Annotated in this window: 18 protein-coding genes and 1 pseudogene; 11 read left to right on the top strand and 8 right to left on the bottom strand. The window is 58.3% G+C overall.

Going from position 1 to position 19,518, the window contains the following annotated elements:
- Nucleotides 1–161 precede the first annotated feature (161 nt).
- The 6 genes from DBR18_RS07995 (at nucleotide 162) to DBR18_RS08020 (ending at nucleotide 6,765) form a co-directional block, all read left to right on the top strand.
- Entirely contained in the window at nucleotides 162–872 is a 711-nt protein-coding gene (locus tag DBR18_RS07995; RefSeq protein WP_108589942.1) for a response regulator, read from the top strand.
- Entirely contained in the window at nucleotides 869–2,197 is a 1,329-nt protein-coding gene (locus tag DBR18_RS08000; protein ID WP_108589943.1) for an ATP-binding protein, read from the top strand. The genes DBR18_RS07995 and DBR18_RS08000 overlap by 4 nt, the downstream gene beginning before the upstream one ends.
- Before the next feature lie 62 nt (nucleotides 2,198–2,259).
- Nucleotides 2,260–3,444, top strand: a complete 1,185-nt coding sequence (locus DBR18_RS08005) for a DUF2252 family protein (RefSeq protein ID WP_108589944.1) — start codon at nucleotides 2,260–2,262, stop codon at nucleotides 3,442–3,444.
- A 92-nt stretch (nucleotides 3,445–3,536) separates the two neighbouring features.
- Nucleotides 3,537–4,826: an FAD-binding oxidoreductase gene (locus tag DBR18_RS08010; RefSeq protein ID WP_108589945.1), complete on the top strand. Its 1,290-nt coding sequence runs from the start codon at nucleotides 3,537–3,539 to the stop codon at nucleotides 4,824–4,826.
- A 13-nt stretch (nucleotides 4,827–4,839) separates the two neighbouring features.
- Nucleotides 4,840–5,397: a helix-turn-helix domain-containing protein gene (locus DBR18_RS08015; protein WP_108589946.1), complete on the top strand. Its 558-nt coding sequence runs from the start codon at nucleotides 4,840–4,842 to the stop codon at nucleotides 5,395–5,397.
- Between the two features lie 21 nt (nucleotides 5,398–5,418).
- On the top strand, nucleotides 5,419–6,765 hold the full coding sequence (locus DBR18_RS08020) for a glutamine synthetase family protein (RefSeq protein WP_108589947.1): 1,347 nt from the start codon (nucleotides 5,419–5,421) through the stop codon (nucleotides 6,763–6,765).
- A 350-nt stretch (nucleotides 6,766–7,115) separates the two neighbouring features.
- Here the strand turns inward: DBR18_RS08020 and DBR18_RS28925 are convergent, their stop codons facing one another.
- The 4 genes and pseudogenes from DBR18_RS28925 to DBR18_RS08035 all read right to left on the bottom strand — a co-directional run.
- Nucleotides 7,116–7,283: a LuxR C-terminal-related transcriptional regulator gene (locus DBR18_RS28925; RefSeq protein ID WP_256588620.1), complete on the bottom strand. Its 168-nt coding sequence runs from the start codon at nucleotides 7,281–7,283 to the stop codon at nucleotides 7,116–7,118.
- Nucleotides 7,284–7,312: 29 nt separating this feature from the next.
- Nucleotides 7,313–7,807, bottom strand: a complete 495-nt coding sequence (locus DBR18_RS08025; protein WP_256588621.1) for an autoinducer binding domain-containing protein — start codon at nucleotides 7,805–7,807, stop codon at nucleotides 7,313–7,315.
- A gap of 23 nt (nucleotides 7,808–7,830) precedes the next feature.
- A complete protein-coding gene (hchA, locus tag DBR18_RS08030) occupies nucleotides 7,831–8,709 on the bottom strand; it encodes a glyoxalase III HchA (protein ID WP_108589948.1) in 879 nt (292 codons plus the stop codon).
- 275 nt (nucleotides 8,710–8,984) lie between these two features.
- A pseudogene (locus tag DBR18_RS08035) lies at nucleotides 8,985–9,155 on the bottom strand (FAD-dependent oxidoreductase); the annotation flags it as partial.
- A gap of 508 nt (nucleotides 9,156–9,663) precedes the next feature.
- On the opposite strand from DBR18_RS08035, the gene DBR18_RS08045 reads away from it, so the two are divergent.
- From DBR18_RS08045 to DBR18_RS08060, 4 genes are all read left to right on the top strand, one after another.
- On the top strand, nucleotides 9,664–10,206 hold the full coding sequence (locus DBR18_RS08045) for a redoxin domain-containing protein (protein WP_007967055.1): 543 nt from the start codon (nucleotides 9,664–9,666) through the stop codon (nucleotides 10,204–10,206).
- A gap of 11 nt (nucleotides 10,207–10,217) precedes the next feature.
- Nucleotides 10,218–10,757 (top strand): thioredoxin domain-containing protein, encoded by a 540-nt coding sequence (locus DBR18_RS08050; RefSeq protein WP_007967054.1) that lies wholly within the window; start codon nucleotides 10,218–10,220, stop codon nucleotides 10,755–10,757.
- Nucleotides 10,758–10,855: 98 nt separating this feature from the next.
- Complete coding sequence (locus DBR18_RS08055) at nucleotides 10,856–11,956, top strand: low temperature requirement protein A (protein WP_027614303.1); 1,101 nt, start codon at nucleotides 10,856–10,858, stop codon at nucleotides 11,954–11,956.
- A 226-nt stretch (nucleotides 11,957–12,182) separates the two neighbouring features.
- Nucleotides 12,183–12,485 carry a putative quinol monooxygenase gene (locus DBR18_RS08060; protein WP_007967049.1) on the top strand — a complete coding sequence of 101 codons (303 nt, stop codon included), beginning with the start codon at nucleotides 12,183–12,185 and terminating at the stop codon, nucleotides 12,483–12,485.
- Between the two features lie 89 nt (nucleotides 12,486–12,574).
- Here the strand turns inward: DBR18_RS08060 and DBR18_RS08065 are convergent, their stop codons facing one another.
- The 3 genes from DBR18_RS08065 to DBR18_RS08075 all read right to left on the bottom strand — a co-directional run bounded on the left by DBR18_RS08065 (nucleotide 12,575) and on the right by DBR18_RS08075 (nucleotide 15,587).
- Nucleotides 12,575–13,558: an LLM class oxidoreductase gene (locus DBR18_RS08065; RefSeq protein WP_108589950.1), complete on the bottom strand. Its 984-nt coding sequence runs from the start codon at nucleotides 13,556–13,558 to the stop codon at nucleotides 12,575–12,577.
- A gap of 484 nt (nucleotides 13,559–14,042) precedes the next feature.
- Entirely contained in the window at nucleotides 14,043–14,474 is a 432-nt protein-coding gene (locus DBR18_RS08070; RefSeq protein WP_108589951.1) for a VOC family protein, read from the bottom strand.
- A 195-nt stretch (nucleotides 14,475–14,669) separates the two neighbouring features.
- Entirely contained in the window at nucleotides 14,670–15,587 is a 918-nt protein-coding gene (locus DBR18_RS08075) for a LysR family transcriptional regulator (protein WP_108589952.1), read from the bottom strand.
- Between the two features lie 179 nt (nucleotides 15,588–15,766).
- Here DBR18_RS08075 and DBR18_RS08080 point away from each other — a divergent pair, with 179 nt between their 5' ends.
- Nucleotides 15,767–16,414: a hydrolase gene (locus DBR18_RS08080; protein WP_108589953.1), complete on the top strand. Its 648-nt coding sequence runs from the start codon at nucleotides 15,767–15,769 to the stop codon at nucleotides 16,412–16,414.
- A gap of 220 nt (nucleotides 16,415–16,634) precedes the next feature.
- On the opposite strand, the gene DBR18_RS08085 is transcribed toward DBR18_RS08080, so the two are convergent.
- Entirely contained in the window at nucleotides 16,635–19,256 is a 2,622-nt protein-coding gene (locus DBR18_RS08085; RefSeq protein ID WP_108589954.1) for an EAL domain-containing protein, read from the bottom strand.
- Nucleotides 19,257–19,518 lie beyond the last annotated feature (262 nt).

Below are 19,518 nucleotides of genomic sequence, written 5' to 3' on the forward strand. Positions count from 1 at the left end.
GCCCCCCGGTTGTCGATGGCGTGCAGGGTGCCTGAGGGGTTTTGCCGCAGAATGTCCGCTTGATGTCCGGGACGACGGAATGTTGCTCGATTGAAATATATGACCCGCCCGCCAGAATAGTTTTAGATGCGTTCTTTTTTTGGCCTGAGGATCCTGTGCCCGTGAGCAGACTGCTGATCGTCGACGATGACGTGGAAATTCTCGCCCTGCTGAAGAAGTTCTTCGTCCAGCACGCCTACGAGGTCGATGTCGCCCCCGATGGCGCAGCGATGTGGGCGGCGATTGCGCAGCAGCGCCCGGACACGATCATTCTCGACCTGATGCTGCCCGGTGAAGGTGGCCTGAGCCTGTGCCAGAAAGTGCGGGCGCAGATGGGCATTCCGATCATCATGCTGACCGCCATGGGCGAATTGAGCGACCGCATTGTCGGCCTCGAACTGGGCGCCGACGACTACGTCACCAAACCGTTCGCCCCGCGTGAACTGCTGGCCCGCCTGCGCGCCGTGCAGCGTCGCGCCGGTGAGCAGCTCAGCCCGGCGAGTGAACCGGCGCGGCCGGTGATCGCCTTCGCTGGATGGCATCTGGATATCACCTGCCGCGAGCTGCGTTCCCCGGAAAACGTGATGATTCCGCTGTCCGGTGGCGAGTTCGATCTGCTGGTGGTGTTTCTCGAACACCCGCAGCGCATCCTCACCCGCGAGCAACTGATCGACCTGTCTCGCGGTCAGGGCCACGATGCCTTTGATCGCAGCATCGACGTACAGGTCAGCCGCCTGCGGCGCAAGATCGAGCCGGACAGCAAGCGCCCGGATCTGATCCGCACCGTGCGCAACGGCGGTTACATGTTCACCGCCAAGGTCACGCGCGCATGATCCGTCGATTTCTGCGCCGTGATCCGCTGAGTCGGCGGATTGCCCTGACCATCGTCGCGGCCATGCTCGCTTCGCTGGCACTGAATTTTCTGTTCGTGGAGGTGGCCGGGACCTGGGCGCGACCACCCATTGAACGCACCGGGTTGCTGGAGCAGATCGCCGCGACCGTCAAGGTGATCGAGGCTGCACCCGCGCCTTTACGCCCGAAACTGGCGCAGGCGGCAACCGGCCCGGCGCTGGAGGTGACGTGGCATGCACAACGGGCCGAGTTCGGATTGCCAACGGCGGGTACGCAGCTTGTGGCCGACAAGACGTCGGGTTTGCATCAGTTGTTTGGCTATGAGCGAGACATTCGGGTGTTCAACCCCGGTGACTGGCCCAGTGGCAGCCCGCTCGGCCGCTATGCGGCGCTGATTCAATTGCCGGATGCCAGCTGGTTGCTGTTCTCTTCGCCCGAGCGCTCCTGGGGTCTGGACATCGGCACACGCATCGCGATCATCATCGCGCTGGGCCTGATTGCCACCGTGCTGGTGGCCTGGTTGGCCACAAGGCAACTGGCCCAGCCACTGCAACGTTTCGCCAGCGCCGCCCGGCGTTTTGGCGGCGACCTGCGCGCGCCGCCGATCAAGATCGAAGGGCCGGACGAGATCCGTCAGGCGATCATCGCCTTCAACACCATGCAGGCGCAGATTCAGCACTACATCAGCGAGCGCACGCACATGCTCGCGTCGATTTCCCACGACTTGCGTGCACCGCTGACCCGCATGCGCCTGCGCAGCGAGTTCATGGAGGATCTCGATCATCAGGACAAACTGATTCGCGACATCGAAGAAATGCGCCTGATGATCAACTCCGCGCTGGCGTTTTTCCGGGAGGACACCCAGCCGGAACCCACCACCGCGTTCGACCTGTCGGAACTGCTGCAGACGATCGTCGACGACTATCGCGACCAGAACATCGCAATCGACTTCAGCGGCCCCGCGCATCTGGTCTACGAGGGCCGCCCGCTGGCGATCAAGCGGGTGATTGTCAACCTGCTGGAAAACGCCGAGAAGTACGCGCAGCAGCCGGCGATTGCCTTGAGCCGCGATGGCCTCGGTGTCTGTATCGACATTACCGATGACGGGCCGGGGATTCCCGAGGCGTCATTGCAGCAGGTGTTCGATCCGTTTTTCCGTCTGGAAACTTCACGCAATCGCGAGACCGGCGGGGTCGGGCTTGGGCTGTCGGCGGCGCGGGCCATCGTGCGTGATCAGGGCGGTGAACTGACGTTGAGCAATCGCAGCAGCGGTGGTTTGCTGGCTCGGGTGGAGTTGCCGTTGTAATACTTTGAAACATTTGCAAGCGCCCGAAGGTCAACAGGACACATTCACTGCAAGAAGCGTCCATGAAAACCCCACGGCCCTCCGCACGTCTTGAACCGTTGTCGCAACTGCGCAATCTGAAAATGGCCCGCTCCGCCCATGCCTATGTCCGTGGCAGCACGGTGCAGTTTTATGAGTGGCTGCACAGCCAGCCCGGGCGCAGCCTGCCGAAAGGGCCGGCGGTGTGGATCTGCGGCGATTGTCACGCCGGCAATCTGGGGCCGACCGGCGATCTGAAGGGACGCATCGACATCCACATCCGCGACCTTGATCAAACCGTGATCGGCAACCCTGCGCATGATCTGGTGCGCCTGGCGCTGTCTCTGGCCACCGCCGCCCGGGGCTCGGACCTGCCCGGCGTCGCCACTGCGCGCATGTTGGAAGAGATGATGCGCGGCTACGAGCAAGCTTTCGAAGACGATGTCGACAAAGAGCCGCCAAGACCCGCGCAGGTCAAGGCCGGCATGCGCAGCGCGGTGCAACGAACCTGGAAGCATCTGGCGCAGGAGCGTATCGAAAGTACCAAACCGACCATCCCGCTGGGCAAGCACTTCTGGTCGTTGTCACGGGAAGAACGCAGCGCGCTGAAGTCGCTTTGCGCGACACCTGACGTCCATACGCTGGTGACGTCCTTGAAGGGCCGCTCAAAGGACGACCGGGTGAAAATGCTCGATTCGGCCTATTGGGTCAAAGGCTGCAGTTCGCTGGGACTCAAGCGTTATGCGGTGTTGCTGGGGGTGGGCGAGGGCGATGATCAGGAATATTGCCTGCTCGATATCAAAGAGGCAGTTGCTGCCGCCGCCCCCCGAGTGGCCCGTGCGGCGATGCCCCGCGACAACGGCAAACGTGTGGTTGAAGGTGCGCGTTTTCTCTCGCCGGGCTTGGGCAACCGGATGATTGCCACGCGAGTGCTCGACCATGGATTCTTCATCCGCGAACTGCTGCCGCAGGACATGAAACTGGAACTCGATCAACTGAGCCAGACCGATGCCATGCTCGCCGCCGGGTATCTGGCCCGGGTCGTGGGGCTGGCCCATGCCCGACAGATGGACATGAGTACCCGTGCCGAATGGATGCGTGAATTGCAGACGTGCCGCTCGAAAACGCTGGATGCGCCGTCGTGGCTGTGGACGAGCGTCGTGCAGTTGGTGGGCAGTCATGAGAAGGGCTATCTGGAGCATTGCCGGCGCTATGCGCTGGAGCACTGAAACGGCCGGGAAATCAGTTGCCGGTTGCCGATATGAAATTTGTTCTGTAGATTTTCATGAAATTATAAGAACAGAATTTCACGAGGCCGCGAATGTTTCAGCAATCCCAGCGCCATGTCGACAGCTATTACGCGCACAGTTGCGCCGATATCCTCAGTCACCGACCTGCATTCGAAGGCGCGCAGGCCTGCGATGTGGTCATCATCGGCGCGGGGTTCAGCGGCCTGCACACAGCGTTACGACTGGCGCTGGCCGGCAAGCGCGTCATCGTGCTGGAAGCCAGTCGCGTGGCGTGGGCCGCGTCCGGGCGTAATGGCGGGCAGGCGATTCTGGGTTGGTCGTGCGACATGCCGCCGCTGGAAGCAGCGCTCGGATATGAGCGCGCCCGTCGCTTGTGGGACGGCATGCGTTGGGCCGGGCAGGAGCTGCGCGCATTGCCGGGGCGTCACGGCTTCGATTGCGACTATCGCCCCGGCCATCTGTGGACGTCGGTGATGCCGCGTCGGGTCAGCCTGCTGACCGAGTGGCAGCATGAAGCCAGTCACAAGTGGGGCCACGACGGCCTGCAATTCATTCCCCGTAAGGACCTGCCGCAATGGGTCGCCAGCGATCGCTATCAGGCCGGCCTCTTTGACGCCGAAGGCGCACACCTCAATCCGCTGAAACTCGCGCTCGGGCTGGCCGCCGCCATCGACCGCGCCGGCGGGCATATCTATGAACAAAGCAAAGCGCTGAGCTATCAGCGCGAAGGCGACGGTTACCGGGTCAACACCGAGCGCGGTTCGGTGAAGGCCGATGTGCTGGTGCTGGCCTGCAACGCCTATCTCGATCAACTCGATCCGCAACTCTCAAGCTGCATCCTGCCGGTCGGCACTTATCAAGTCGCCACCGCGCCACTCGCCCCGGAGCAAGCCACCGCGCTGCTGCCGAGCAACGTCTGCGTGACCGACAACCAGTTTGTCCTCGATTACTTCCGTCGCACGCCCGATAACCGCTTGTTGTTCGGCGGTGGCTGCACTTATCTGGGCGGCATGCCCAAGGACATCGCTGCGGCGACTCGGCCGTTTCTCGAACGCGTGTTTCCACAGCTCAAGGGCGTCGAGGTGGAGTTCGCTTGGGGCGGGCATATCGATCTGACCATGAACCGTACGCCGGATGTCGGCGGTGAGGGCAATCGTTATTGGCTGCAGGGTTACTCGGGTCACGGCGTGCTGCCGACATTGGCCGCCGCCCGGGCGGTGTCCGATGCGATTCTCGGCAAGGATGATGAGTTGGCGTTGTACCAGGGCCTGAGCAATGGCCGTTTCCCCGGCGGCAAGCACTTCGCCGCACCGCTGGAGGCCATCGGCAAGGCCTGGTATCGGCTGCGCGACAGCATTTGATGAGATTTTGATCATGAACAAGCAAGAAGAAATCGCCGCGCTGGCGATCCTGATCCACGACCTGCGCAAGCACAAGAAATACACCCTTAAAGAACTGGCCGACAAAATCGGCCGTTCGGTGGGGTTTCTCTCGCAGGTCGAACGCGGCTTGTCGCGCCCGACCGTGGCCGACCTCACCGCCATCAGCGAAACCCTCGGCGTGCCGACCACCTATTTCTACAGCCTGCCCAAAGCCAAACAAGTGCCGTGGGTCACCCGTCCGGACGAACGCCGCACGTTGTATTACGCCAACGGCATCACCGACATTCTGGTGTCGCCACAAATGCGTGCCTCGTTCTCCATGCTCGAAAGTCATCTGGAACCGGGCGCGAGCAGTGGCGACCGACAAATGAGCGACAGCTCGGAGCAGGGTGGTTACGTGCTCGAAGGAGAGCTGACCTTGTGGCTGGGCAACGACGACGAGCCGGTGACCTTAAAAGCCGGCGACAGCTTTCAATTCGACAGTCATACCCATTGCCGTTACGGCAACCTCAGCGAGCAGCTCACGCGCGTGCTGTGGGTCTACACCTGACAACAACAAAGGAAATTCAAGATGGACGCTGTCTGCTCTGACCTGCTCGCCGAAGTGCGGGCGTTTCGCCAACGTTATCCCGAGGTGCGTTACGTCGACCTGATTTCCCTGGATATTCCGGGGCACTTCTACGGCAAGCGTTATCCGGTGGACATGCTCCAAAAAGTTGCGGCGGGCAGTGCCCTCAAACTGCCGCAAAACTGCGTGCTGCTGGGCGTGCAGGGCGGGCTGTTCAAGATCGGTGATTACTGTTTCAACGACGGCGACCCGGATGCTGTGCGCCGCCTCGTTCCGGGCACACTCAAACCGGTGACTTGGGAAGCGCAGCCGCTGGGGCAGATGCTGATTACCTCCGACGGCACCGCCAAACCGATCGAATTCGAACCCCGTGAAGTATTGGCGCAAGTGCTGAATCGACTGGCGGGCAAAGGCATTCACCCGGTCGTGGCGTTCGAGCTTGAGTTCTATCTGTTCGACAAGAAACTGCGCGACGGCCTGCCGCAATTCCCCCGCGACGAACTGACCGACGATGCCGATGATCAGCCGAACATGCACATCGAACGCCTGTCGCGTTTCGCCCCGGTGCTCGATGAAATGGTGGAAGCAGCGCGGGCTCAGAGCATCGACGCCACGGTGATCACCGCCGAGCTGGGGCCTGGGCAATTCGAGATCAATTTCGGCCATCTGGACGACGGCCTGCGCGCGGCCGATTGGGCGGCGCTGTTCTGTCGCAGCACCCGTGGCGTTGCGCTCAAGCATGGCTTCCGCGCCAGTTTCATGGCCAAGCCCTACGTGCAACATCCGGGCAGCGGCATGCACGTGCATGTCAGCCTGTATGACGGTGCTGGCAATAACCTGTTGGCCGCCAATCATCAGCAAGCGCTGCGCCATGCCGTGGCCGGTTGCCTGGATCTGCTGCCGCACAGCATGCCGATCTTCGCGCCGAACCAGAACGCCATGCGCCGCCTGAGCGGCACGGTGAACACTGCGACCCAGGCGAGTTGGGGTTACGAGGATCGAGACGCCTGTCTGCGGATTCCCGAATCGGACACGAAAAACCTGCGCATCGAATACCGGCTGGCCGGCGCCGACGCCAACCCGTATCTGGTGCTGGCGGCAATTCTGGTGGGTCTGGAACATGGCCTGGAAACCGGCAAGGAGCCGATCCCGCCACTCAACGACGACCGCAACAGCGGCATCGACTTCCCGACGGAAATCCTCGACGCGGTGCGCGCCTTGCAGCATCAGCCGCAACTGCGTGCGGGACTGGGCGCAGAGTTCGTCGACGTGTATTGCGAGAACAAGCGTCAGGATCACCTGGCATTCATGCAGGAGATCAGTGCGCGGGAGTATCGCTGGTATTTGTGATCACTGGTTCAGCGCCACACTTGAATCGGGTGCAGGGGCCGTGATGACCGGATGGAATTCAGCGCTGGTGAATTCCATCGCTCATCAAAATTGAAGAGCGTGCCACGAGATATTTTGGACACCGGACGTGAAGATGGCGAAAGAACGGCTTCGAATGACGTCTGGAGAAAATCCAATGCCATCCCGTGTAATGTCTGCGCTGAGTTGGAAATAGTTGACGTTGGCTGGCAGCTATCGCCAAAAGCAGGCGCTCGGGAGTGGCGTCTTGCGGCCAACAGTGGACACTCAATCAGTTGATGAGGAAATTACTTGGAAGTCCAAACCGTCTAGCACTCGATCTTGCCGCGTCCTTACCCATCGATCTCGCCGTTACGAATGGCCATCCTGATGGCTTGTGCTGTCGTTGTCACGCCCAGACGTCGGCGTGCTGAGCGCAGGTGATTTTCAACTGTACGCTCCGACAAACCGAGAGTCGCTGCAATATCCGCTTGCCGTCTTCCGGCAGCCGTCCATTCCATGACTTCGCGCTCTCGCGGGGAAAGGGTTCTTAACGCTTCGTCCAATGGCGCCTCAAGCAACCGCCGAGCCGCGAAAAAAGCGGCCGTCGCAACCAGGCTGAGCCCCAAGCGCACCCGCGCGCTCCCATCCACCGGCTCCCCCCCAAGCTCATTGCGCCCTCAAGCCCCTGTGGGCCAAAAACTGGCACCTGCAAACCCTGAATTCCTGGTCCACCTGGAGAACGAATCATCCGGTAACGCTCTTCTCCCTTAACCTGCTCTTTCTGCCAGAAGAAGGATTGCCGAGCATTCAAAAGGTGACGAGTCACCGGACAATGTCGAACGTAAGTCTCGGCATCCACCGCTTGACCGTTATCGAACCAATCGCCTTCGACCCAGTAGATATGCTCAACCACTTCCTCACTTGCCGTCGATGCAGAAAACAGCACGAATCGATCATAACCGTAGGGTGTGGCGAAACCCCTGACGGATTTCTTGATTGATTCAAGCGTGCGCGCCGTCTCTATCTCCAGAGCAGCGCGCATCGCTGTTTCGGCCGGCCCGTCGCTCACTCCGATGCAACCTCTTTCAACAATGCTTCAGCTGCCAACTTGCCCAGATTGTTGCCTGCCAATGGGCTGTCGCCGGTCAGCAACTTGCGGTCTTGGAGCGTCGCACCTGAAATATCCTGATTGATGATCTCAACTCCCAAGGATTTCAACTGCTCACCAAATTTCCACGTCAGATGCCCAGGCATATACCTTATGTCGGGCGTCTTTGCGTCGAGACTGTCTGGAAATGCGCAGATCTTGTAGCCGTTGAATATGAAGGAGTTCCTTGACTCACCAATGCCCGCCGCGAGCATTGCTGCTGGGCCGTGACATAGGGAAATCACAAATTTGTCGTTGGTGATTGCCCAATGCAAAGCCGCTTTCACGTCGGCACTCTCCGGCAATCCAATCAGCGCGCCGTGCCCGCCAGGTATGAAAACGCCGATGTAATCCGAATCCTGCCCCAGCGCCTTCTCAACCACTTCGCACAGCTTCAAAGGTTTTTTGAACTGCTCACGGTATTTGGCGTAGAAATCCTTTACCTCGGTATCTTCGCTAGGCATGGCCCAGAACTCGAATTTCACTGGATTGCCTGACAGGGTCGCAACGTCGAACGCGAAACCGGCTTTGTCGAGGTGATACATGGGCAACAACGTCTCGACTGGGTGATTACCGGTGGAAAACATTGTTCCGTTGTCGGTCAGTAAGTAGCGCTCATCGGCGCCAATCAGCAAAATCTTCCAGCGGCCACCTCGGTAGGGATTAGCGTAATCCGCATCACTCAGATCAGATTTTGGCGAGGTAAATTGGCTAAGCGAGTATGGGGAGGGAAAAAAGGCATTGTCCTCCGCCTGATCCGGAGTGGGGCGCTTGTCGTCACTCTGCAAGGTAGTCATGGGTTTTCTCCTACGAATGGGCCGATTGCCGAGGTTCATGCTAGTAGCGTGACGTAGGCCCAACAATGAGGGTTTTCCCTTAAAGAAATGTTCCTCACACATGCAGCGCGCCGATCGGCTGCTTTCGGCCAATAGCGGTCAGTGACAATATTCGCAAAGGCTACCGCTCAGCTTCCCGAAGACCGATCTCGACTATTCGTTAAGTACAGCACCATCGCTGCACGAGCCGCATCTTTGATTGCTGCTCCGCGCAGTGCTGCAATGGGGTCACGTTATCCGTATAGGATGTTGATCCATGCGAGTGAACCTCCAATCACTCCCGACGCGATACCTTCAGCCTCAACCAAGGTGATATCTGCGCCTTTATCAGCCAGGTGATACGCCAGCGAAGCGCCCACGATGCCGGCACTAATGACAACGACTCGTTTGCCCAGAGCATTTCCCATATCAACCTTCATTCTGTCGACCTGGAGGCGGTTCATTGTCTGCCTCTGGTCGATTTCTGCTTGTCGTAACGGGCAGCAGTTGTCGTCCAGAAAGCAGATGTAGATTTGTCTGAAGTGGCGAAATAGCTGCCAAAATCATCGTGTTAAAACGCCGCCTGAAATGGCAGCAAGATAAGCGCGTGAGTGTTGTTGGCACGTGAGGGTATCGAAAATTCGTTCAGCGACTACGGTAAGCGTCATCAACGACTATAGTCATTGGTGAGCCAGAGCGAATCCGACCATTCCCCTGCCAACCTGGCCTAATCCAATTCCGCGATTACACGGCGGATCTTCTTGTGTTCCTTAATGCGGAACGCCAACGTTTCGGTGCCGAAATCACTCAGGCTCAGGCTGAGTTCGAGGCAGCGTTGTCTTTTTTGAACCCCTTGATGGTGGATGGAGTTATCCCGCCGGGCACGTCGCATCCCACTGAGCACGTCCCAACCACCCATCTATCAAGGTTCAAGCAATGAATACTTTAGAGTTCGATGATGCACAAAAAACCAATGGCGACCTGGTTCAGGGTCCGCTGCCGGCCGGTACTGTCGCGCCCGACTTCACTCTTCACGCAACCCCTGATCAACAGTTGTCGCTGCGTGAGCTAAAGGGAAATCCCGTGATATTGGCGTTTTATCCCGCTGACTGGACTTCGGTGTGTGGTGACCAACTGACCTTGTACAACCAGTTGTTACCCACCTTCAGAGAATACGGTGCGGTGCTATTGGGTATCTCGGTTGACAGCGCCTGGTGTCATCAGGCCTTTGCCAAAGATCGAAATTTCCACTTCAGCCTGCTGGCCGATTTCGAGCCCAAAGGGGCGGTGGCACGACAGTATGGAGCGTACGAGTCCCAGCTCGGAGTTTGTAAGAGGGCACTGTTCGTGATTGACAAGGAGGGGGTGGTCGCCTGGAGCTACATCTCACCAATGGCAATCAACCCTGGGGCGGACGGCATTCTGGATGCGCTGGATGCTCTGGCGAATTCACCACAAAGCACGCCAACCAAAAATTAACAGGTGATTACATGGCCACTCTCAAAGTCCCGGTAAGTGCCAACGACCATCGCCAGGGAAGTGCGCATGCCAAGGTCACCTTGGTCGAATTTGGCGACTATGAATGTCCCTATTGCGGTGAAGCTTATTGGATGGTCAAGAATCTGCAACAGCATTTTCGCGATGACTTGCTGTTTGTGTTCCGTAACTTCCCTCTGACCACCGCTCACCCCCATGCATTGGGTGCAGCGGTCACCGCGGAGCATGCCGGGAGTCGAGGATTCTTCTGGGAGGCCCACGACGAATTGTACGAAAATCAAGATCGATTGGGCCTACCGCTGTATCGCGCCATTGTTCTAAAACACGGCCTTTCCAGCGAGGAACTCGACGTTGCCATGCGAGAGGACACTTACATCCCCAAAATACAATCCGACTTCAATGGCGGTGTACGCAGCGGCGTGAACGGTACTCCGGCGTTTTACTTTGACGGGCTTCGCTATGACGGGGTCCCAGAGTTCAACGAGATGAGTCAGATGATTGAGCTTCTGTTAGTGCGCGGACGAAATCGCTAGATTGCGACATCGGCCCGGCATCACCCACACCAGAGCCGAGGGCAAACCAGCGTTAGCTTCCTTCTACATTAAAGAGGTGTACACGGAGCCGGCAGCTAATGAAATCTTTGAAGTATTATGAAAAAAATCGACACGCCACATGGTTGGAGTTGTTTTTCGACCTGACTTTCGTTGTGACGATAGGCCAGGTTACGCATACTCTCGGACATGTTCATGAAGGCCACTTTGAACATAAGCAATTATGGATATTCTTGCTGCTTTTTGTACCGTTGTGGTGGATCTGGTCCAGTCACACGATTTACTCCAACAGGTTTGATACAGACAGCAATCTTCACCGTTTGGCAACATTATTCATAATGCTCCTGCTCATTGTGCTATCGGCACGGATCGGGGAAGATCTGGAAGTAAACTACCCGCTTATTATTGCCTGCTATTTTGGCATACGTGCCATCATCAGCATCATGTACATTTCGTCCATAAGTAAATTCGATTCTCGCGGCGAGCTCTCCTCTAGGCTCGGCTTCGCCCTGTTAATTAGCGCAGTCATTAGTCTCTCATCGGTTATTTTTGACCCGCCCTTGCGTTACCTTGTTGCTTATATTGGGATTGTTCTTGATATTCTGTTTCCTGTATTTTTCTGGACTAAACTAAAGCCGTTGCCAGCACACACAGAACACTTGGTTGAGCGCATAGGCCTACTCACCCTAATCTTATTGGGGGAGTCAATTATTAGCCTTTCCGGAGGCTTATCTAACATTCAATGGGGTTATTACAATGTGATGGCGGCCATCACCGGATTCATCATGATTTGCAGTATCTGGTGGATCTATTTTGATAGCTTTTACCTGCTGAGCAAAAATCACAGCAGTATGAGTGGGCACGCCTTGATCTACTCGCACCTTTTTCTTTTTATGGGGCTGGCACTCCTGGCAAATTTGATCAGGCATGCGATCCTGAATGACATTGCGATGCGCGATTTTCAGATCATGTCGATCATCGGCATGGCATTGTTTTTCCTGGGGAAGCAATATGGCTATTTCATAGCCGTGAGTCGAATAAGGAAATACATACTGCAAAACACCTTGATCGTGCTTTCTTTAGGTGGGTTAGTTATATTTCTACCGCGTGTCGAGTACATATTGGTCGGCCTGACAGTAACCATGATCTGTTATGTTCTCCTGAATTTCAGATATCGTTGAGTCTTTATTATCAGGCCACAGCTCGGGAAAAGTGATCAAGCGGCTGGTCTGCGGCTTGCACGTTGCCCGCTACGTCATTCTCAGTGTCCGAGCGACATGCGACGCTACCCTTGGTCTCTTTGGGTTTGTAATCCTGGTGTCGTCGACCATAGTTAATTGCCGGATGCCCCTTTTAGCTATTGCGACCAGATAGCACCAGCCGCACCGTAACAACAGGAGCCACGTCATGGTCAAAGTAGCGTTGTTCGTTCGTCTGGAAGCAAAACCCGGGAAAGAGAATGAGGTGGAGCGCTTTCTCTTGAGCGGCCTTCCTTTAGTGGAGGAGGAGCCAGCCACTACAGTCTGGTTTGGAATCCGCTTGGGGCCGTCCACCTTTGGCATCTTTGACGCATTCCCGGATGAAGCGGGCCGGCAGGCTCATCTTTCGGGCAAGGTCGCGGCGGCGCTTATGGCAAACGCTGCCGAGCTGTTTGCCGAACCGCCATCAATCGAGAAGGTTGACGTCCTTGCGGCCAAGCTGCCCGGTTAAGCAAATCCAACAGGAAGTTCCATTCAGTTCGGGGAGGCTCACGATGGTTTCGTCAAGTGAGCATCCGTCGGCGTAGCAGTGACCGATATTCAATGCGCTGCCGGACGCGGCTGCACTCCGAACTGCGCAACGATGTGCGTACCCAATTCCTCAATAACCTCCGCCGCAGGGCGCTTGCCATATTTGAGATTGAGAATGACGTGGTCCACGCCGATTTCCTCAAGCGACTCCAGCAAAAAACGTAGATGGTAACGTCCAAGTTTGAACCCCAAATGGATACGTGTGGGTGGCGTGGACGGATTCTCATCGAGATCGATGTACAGCGACTGAGTAAAGGGCTTGTACACAGAGCCACATTGCCTGGTGACCTCCAGCCGCCAATCTTCCACGACCAGCCGCTGCATATTCGGTATGCGTGGATAGTTGATCCATCCGTTGCTCTCACGCGCGATCCAATCCAGTGACTGGCGACTGTTGCCGGTCACCAGCATTGGAATGAATTGGGTGGTGGGTTTCGGAATCAGGTCTGCGCCGTGCATTTCGCCAGTGCTCCAGTGGATGGGCTCAAAACTGGTGCTGTGGGCTTGCCGAATCACTTCGTAGTGTTCTCGAAAGATTTCTCCACGCCTTTCGGGATCGACACCAAAAGCCGAAAACTCCACCGGCCGATCTCCCGAAGCCACCCCCAGAATCAAGCGACCTGTGCTCAACTGATCGACGCTGGCTGACGCCTTGGCCGTGTGCAGGGGATGGTGCAAAGGGATGGCAATGGAAGCGGTGCCAAGCGCAATCTCCGAGGTATGGGCAGCCATATAGCCCAGGTACACCCAGGGGTCGAAGACTTGGCCGACATCGCCGAAGCCAGGGTCGCGAAGCGGCACGTCGCGAAACCAGAGCGCGCAGAAGCCCAGCGCCTCGGCTTGTTTAGCCAGTGTGACCTGGTTGAGCATGCTCGGAGTGTCCCCGTCGAACGCCTCCATGGGAAAGAATAATCCAAGGCTCAAATGCCCCTGAGTGAAGGTTCGGCTAAACCCTAGATGCTTCTGGTAAGGAACCGTGCTCGGCCGATACATACGGATTGACCTCATGGCAGAACGTGAACAGCGCCCCCGTTTCCAGAGGTGCTGCGGCATCGGTCGCTTTTGAACGACAGGTGGGGGACTGGGTCTGGCTTTTACCCGTTGCGCCGTACTGCTGGTCGTGTGGACCGGATTCAGGGGGCAGTTGCTGGCGATAGGCGCGGGTCGGTCCGGGTGGGTGTTAAGTGGACGGTCAAAGGAAGTCAGATCTCTCGGCTCTATACCACCAGATGGGCAAGGTGTTCGAGGAATCATTCTATAAGCGTAGGCGGTTTTGCAGCTCTCCGCCATATTCTTACAATCGAGCCGCTGCCGGGCGAAAGTTGCATATCGAAGACATTTATCGGTCGTTTCCTGCCATTCCACAACGGCCGCTATTAGGCAACAGCGGTCGCTTGCCGATGCCCGCTTCTGGCCGATTGCTGCCTGTCGTGAAGGCCTGCACCGGCCCGAAGTTGACGGACTGCTTGGCTCGGTTTCAGAACGGGCAAGCCGGTCTCTCCCCCAACCGCTCTACCAACCTTACGAGATAACCGTCGGGATCCTGGACGATGAATTCGCGCTGGCCTACTTCTACATTGTCAGCCCGATACCAGGTGTCTTTGCATTCTCGATAGAGTGGACATCCAGCCTCATCAAGTTTCTGGATGATGGGTGCGACAGCCTCAACATCAATCTGTAAGTTGATGCCTCTTCCAAACGGCTTGGCCAACGGCGCAGTCAGCCATTGCCCCGCGTCGGAATCAATCTGCTCAAGCATTACTTGAGCACCGTTCAAATCAAGATATGCAAATCCATCTTCCGGGCGTTGATAAGCGACTTTGAACCCCAGACGAGAAACCCAAAAAGCCAGGCTGCTATCCAGGTTGGTGACCATTAACTCCGGAACGAGTTTGTTACGTTCGAACATGAGATGACTTCCGTTTCAAAAGGCTCGTTTTGCGGATGGGCAGGTTCTGCACTGTTGGCTTCGATACCACGACGGGATCGTGGCGAGCGCGATGATGCACGCTCGGGTGGGAATTATCGAGTCGCGTTGACCGGAAGCTGCCCTACGCGAATGGCGGATAAAGAGGAACGTCTGTCGCTCTCGTTTAGCCCAACCTCACGCCAGCGCATCATCCTGATGTGACAGCGGCTGCACCGCCAGGTGTGGCGTTTCGCCGAAGAACTCGATCAGCAGTTCTGTGAGCACACGAATTTTGCGCGCAGGGTGCGGACCCGGCGGGCGGATGATGTAGGCGCCGGCCGGAGGGGGAGGATGGTTTGTCATGATCGGCACCAGTGCGCCGGATGCCACGTGTTCATGGGTGAGGCAGTCGGGCAGGTAGGCGACGCCGAGGCCTGCGGCCGCGGCGGCGACCAGGGCGATGCCGTTGTCGGCCTTGAAGCGGCCTTGCGGACGGACCGTGATGACGTTGTCGCCATCCATGAATTGCCAGGCTTCGGTGCCCTGCATGAGGGCCTGATGGGCAATCAGTTCGTCCGGCGTCTGGGGTTCTCCATGCGCGTTGATGTAGGCGGGGCTCGCGACGAGCTTGGTGTAGACCGGGCCAATCCGTCTGGCGATCAGATTGGAGTCCTGCATATAGCCCACCCGGATGGCGCAATCGTACCCCTCGGCAATGAGGTCAACGAAGCGATCGCTGTAACAGGTCTGGATGTGCAGCTGCGGATGCCGACGCGCCATTTCCGCCAGCATCGGGGCGAAGTGACTCGGGCCGAACGACAGCGGCACGGCCACGCGCAAGCGGCCGCGGAGGACGCCAGCGGGCAGGATCGTTTCCTTGGCGATATCGATCTCGGTGCAAACCCTGGCGGCGTAGTCCCGGAACGTCGCACCGGCCTCGGTGAGCGCCGCCCCGCGCGTGGAGCGGGCCAGCAGTTGCACACCCAATTCGGTTTCAAGCCGAGCCAGGCGGCGGCTGACGATCGATTTTGACACGCCAAGCCGCAGGGCAGCCTGCGAAATGCCCCCGGCATCAGCCACTTCCACGAAGGTCTGCAGTTCTTCGATATCCACGCTTGCGTTCCTCTTTTCGCGACACAGCACGTCGCGCGATGCTACTACTGCGTCGAACATGGGAACAGCACAATGGATTTTCCGGGCATGGCGTCATTCGCACGTGTCTCGGAATCCATCACCCGCACAGGCTTCGGCCTGATTCACAAACGTGCGTCACCCATGAAAAGGATTTACCAATGGCAAGCGAGACTCTCCGCAACCCCCATACCGATCAACTACTGACCCCGGAAAACTCGGCGTTGATCATCATCGATTATCAGCCTGTTCAGGTTTCTTCGATCCGCTCGATGCCGCGTGATGAACTCGTCTTCAACATAACCAGCGTCGCGAAGGCGGCGGTCAACTACAACCTTCCGATCATCCACTCGACAGTCAATGTCGCGACCGGCCACAACAAGCCGCCGATTCAGGAGCTGCAAAAGGTGATCGGCCATCTGCCGACCTATGACCGCACGTCGATCAACAGTTGGGAGGACACGCAATTCAAGCAGGCCGTCAAGGCGCTCGGGCGCAAGAAGCTGATCATGACTGCACTCTGGACCGAAGCGTGCCTGACATTCCCGGTGCTCGACGCGATCCAGGAAGGTTATGACGTTTATGTGCCGGTCGATGCGGTCGGCGGCACATCACTCGCCGCGCACGAGGCGGCGTTGCGCAGAATGGAACAGGCGGGGGCGAAGCTCATCAGCCGGGTGCAAATGTACTGCGAACTACAGCGCGACTGGGCGCGGGAAGTGACCGTGCCGGGCTTTCTGGGCGTATTCGAGAACTTCGACGGGTTCAACGCTGAAAAAGCGCTGGAAGAGGCGAACAACAAGGCCTGATTAGCGGGCAGTGGATGAAGGTGTCGCTCGCGAAAGCGGGCGCCACCTTTTTTTCTGCTCCAGACGACTGCTTTTAATATCCATTCCGCCATTCTGGAGGAGTACAGCGGTCATGGTTATCGCTGAAAAACTCATTTTCAATTATGGCCGTTGTTGCTGCCACCAGCGTACCTCCAGTGCCAGCTGTTATCTGACAGCCGGGCCAGGGATGCCCAGCCGGCTAAATGACGCGACCTTTTTTCGGCGACGGATGATCCGCAGGCTCGGCTCTGGCGCTTTTCAACAATTGCGCAAACGCCGTCTTGTCGATCGGCCGGCTCATGAAATAACCCTGCACCTCGTTGCATTGATCCTTGCCGAGAATCTCCAGTTGCTCCTCGGTTTCCACGCCTTCGGCGGTCACGGTCAGGCCCATGGCTTTGCCCAGACCAATGATCGCCTGCACCACCGCGCGATCATTGGCGCCGTGACTGATCGAGGCGATGAAGCGCTTGTCGATCTTGATCCCGTCGAACGGGTAGGCACGCAGGTAACCGAGGGACGAGTAGCCGGTGCCGAAGTCGTCCATGTTCAGACGCACGCCCAGTTGCTTGAGCGCATTCATGGTGGCCAGCGCACCGTCGGTGTCGACAAGCATCACGTTTTCGGTGATTTCCAGCTCCAGGCGACTGGCCGGGAAACGCGTCTGCACCAGCGCTTCACGCACGTCTTCGACGACATCGCTGAGGGCGAACTGCGCCGGCGACAGATTGACTGACAACAGGATGTCCGCCGGCCAGGTGAGGGCGGTTTCACAGGCCTCGCGCAACACCCAGCGTCCCAGCGGCACGATCAGATCGGTCTGCTCCGCCAGGCTGATGAACACGTCCGGCCCGAGCAGGCCCTTGGTCGGATGCTGCCAGCGCACCAGGGCTTCGACCGAGACAATGTGCTTGCCGTCGACCGTATAGCGCGGCTGGTAGTGCAGGACGAATTCGTCGTTCTTCAGCGCACCGCGCAAATCACTTTCCATCTGCCGGCGTGTCTGGATCTGGTCACTCATGTGCGCTTCGAAATAGCACCAGGTGTTTTTGCCCTCGGACTTGGCCTGATACAGCGCGATGTCGGCGCAGCGGATCAGTTCGCTGGGCACGAAGCCCTGACGCCGGCTCAGGGCAATGCCGATGCTTGCCCCCACGTGCAGCGGATGATGTTCGAAGATCAGTGGCTGGTGCAGGCTGTCGAGCAGCCGCGTACAGAACCGGTCGACTTCCTGACGGCTGTCCATGCCGTTGAGGACCACGACGAATTCGTCGCCACCCAGGCGCGCGACGATGTCGTGCTCGCGGGTGCACTCGCGCAGGCGACTGGCGACTTCCTGCAATACCGCATCGCCGGCCGGATGCCCGAGGGAGTCGTTGATCGGCTTGAAGTTGTCCAGATCGATCACCAGCAGCGACAGCGCTGGCGCATGTTCCTTGAGCTGCAGCGCATCATCCAGATAACGCGCCAACTGGTTGCGATTGGGCAGGCCGGTGAGGGCGTCGTGCATGGACAGGTGCTGGATTTGCGCATGGGCGGCGACTTCGTCGGTGATGTCACTGGCGGTGCCGCGATAGCCGCTCACGGCATGCTTGTCGAGGATCGGGCGTGCCGACAACCGGCAGTGACGTTGCTGCCCGGCATGATCGCGGTATGTGCAACGCAGATCGCTGGCATTGCTGTTTTCGCTCAGTTTTTTCAGCCACAGCTCCAGTGGCGTGGTATCGCACGACACCAATTGCCCGATGCCTTGCCCCAGCCATTGGGTTTGCGGGTAACCGGTCACTTCGCTGAAGCGCGCCGAGAGATAGGTCAGGCGCAGTTGATTGTCGACTTCCCAGATCCAGTCCGACGCCGCTTCGGCGACCGCGCGAAACCGTTCTTCACTGGCTTCCAGCGCATGGTTGGCTGCTTCCAGTGCCTGATTCGAGGCCTGCAGCGTGCCGAAACTGTGGTCGACGTAGGTCGAAGATCGCAAGGCATGACGCAAAAAATACGCGGTCAACAGCATCAGCACGGTCAACACCCCGCCGAGCGTTGGCAGCAGCGACCACAACAGTTGCTGGCCGGGGCGTTCCAGGTCCGCGCTGAGGCTGTAACCGGTGCTGTCCAGCGGCACCCGAGGCTGCTCGTCGCTGAGCGTGTCATCCGGCGCAAGTTTCAGGTTCTGCAGGCCGTAGGCAGTGCCGATCGCCTGCAGTTTGGCCGGCGTCAGCTTGTCGACGAACACCAGCACCGAGGTCTGTTTCGGATCGCCCAGCGGACGCTCGTCGTTGGGCAGAATTGCCGCAGCCGTGACCAGTGCCGGCGAGCCGTCGAACAGCGAGTAGGTACTGACCGGCACCGTCAGATCGGCCTGGTTTTGCACACGGTCGATCAGTGATGCGGCAGGAGCCTTGAGCAGAGCGCTGATGTCCACGTCCTCGAGTTGTCCCTGCACGACGGCGTACGTCGTGCGGCCCCGATCCAGTACAAACACACCGTCATAGCCGTCGCTGGTGAACAGGGTCTTGCCGATGTTCTGCTGGGTGTAGGCCCAGTCGGTATCGACCTGGGTGTGCAGGTGCTCATAAGCCGTGGTCCAGTCGGCGTAGCTGGTGATGTAGCTTTTGGAGGCGGCGATGCGATTTTCCAGCGCTCGGGCCGTATAGAAGCGGGTTTGCTCGACATCTTCGCGGTCCAGGCGAGCGGCAATGCCGAGCAAGGTGCCAATGGCGGCCATCACCCCGACTATAAACAGCGCGCCGACGGCAAACGCCAGCCGGCGGGTGATTGCACTTTGCTGAGGCGGAACAGGCGCAGCGGGAGCGAAGACATCCATATGTTCGTCCTTGATTCTCTGTCTGAATCATCTGGAACAGCGGCCTGCGTGCAATGTTCAATGTGTTTGTCGGGTTTGCACCGAGGCGGATTTCCCAAGCGTAGTGAATGCGCGGGGATTTTGCCTTGAATGCGCGGTGGACATGCGATAGCCGGGAGCGATTGGTGCTCAGTGCGAAGACACGTACGGGGAGGGCGTGGCGGACGGGGGCAGGGCATACGTGGCCTTCATCCATGCGACCTCGGCCAGCGGCGTGCGGCCG

The organism is Pseudomonas sp. HMWF021, from assembly GCF_003061005.1.
GTDB lineage: Bacteria > Pseudomonadota > Gammaproteobacteria > Pseudomonadales > Pseudomonadaceae > Aquipseudomonas.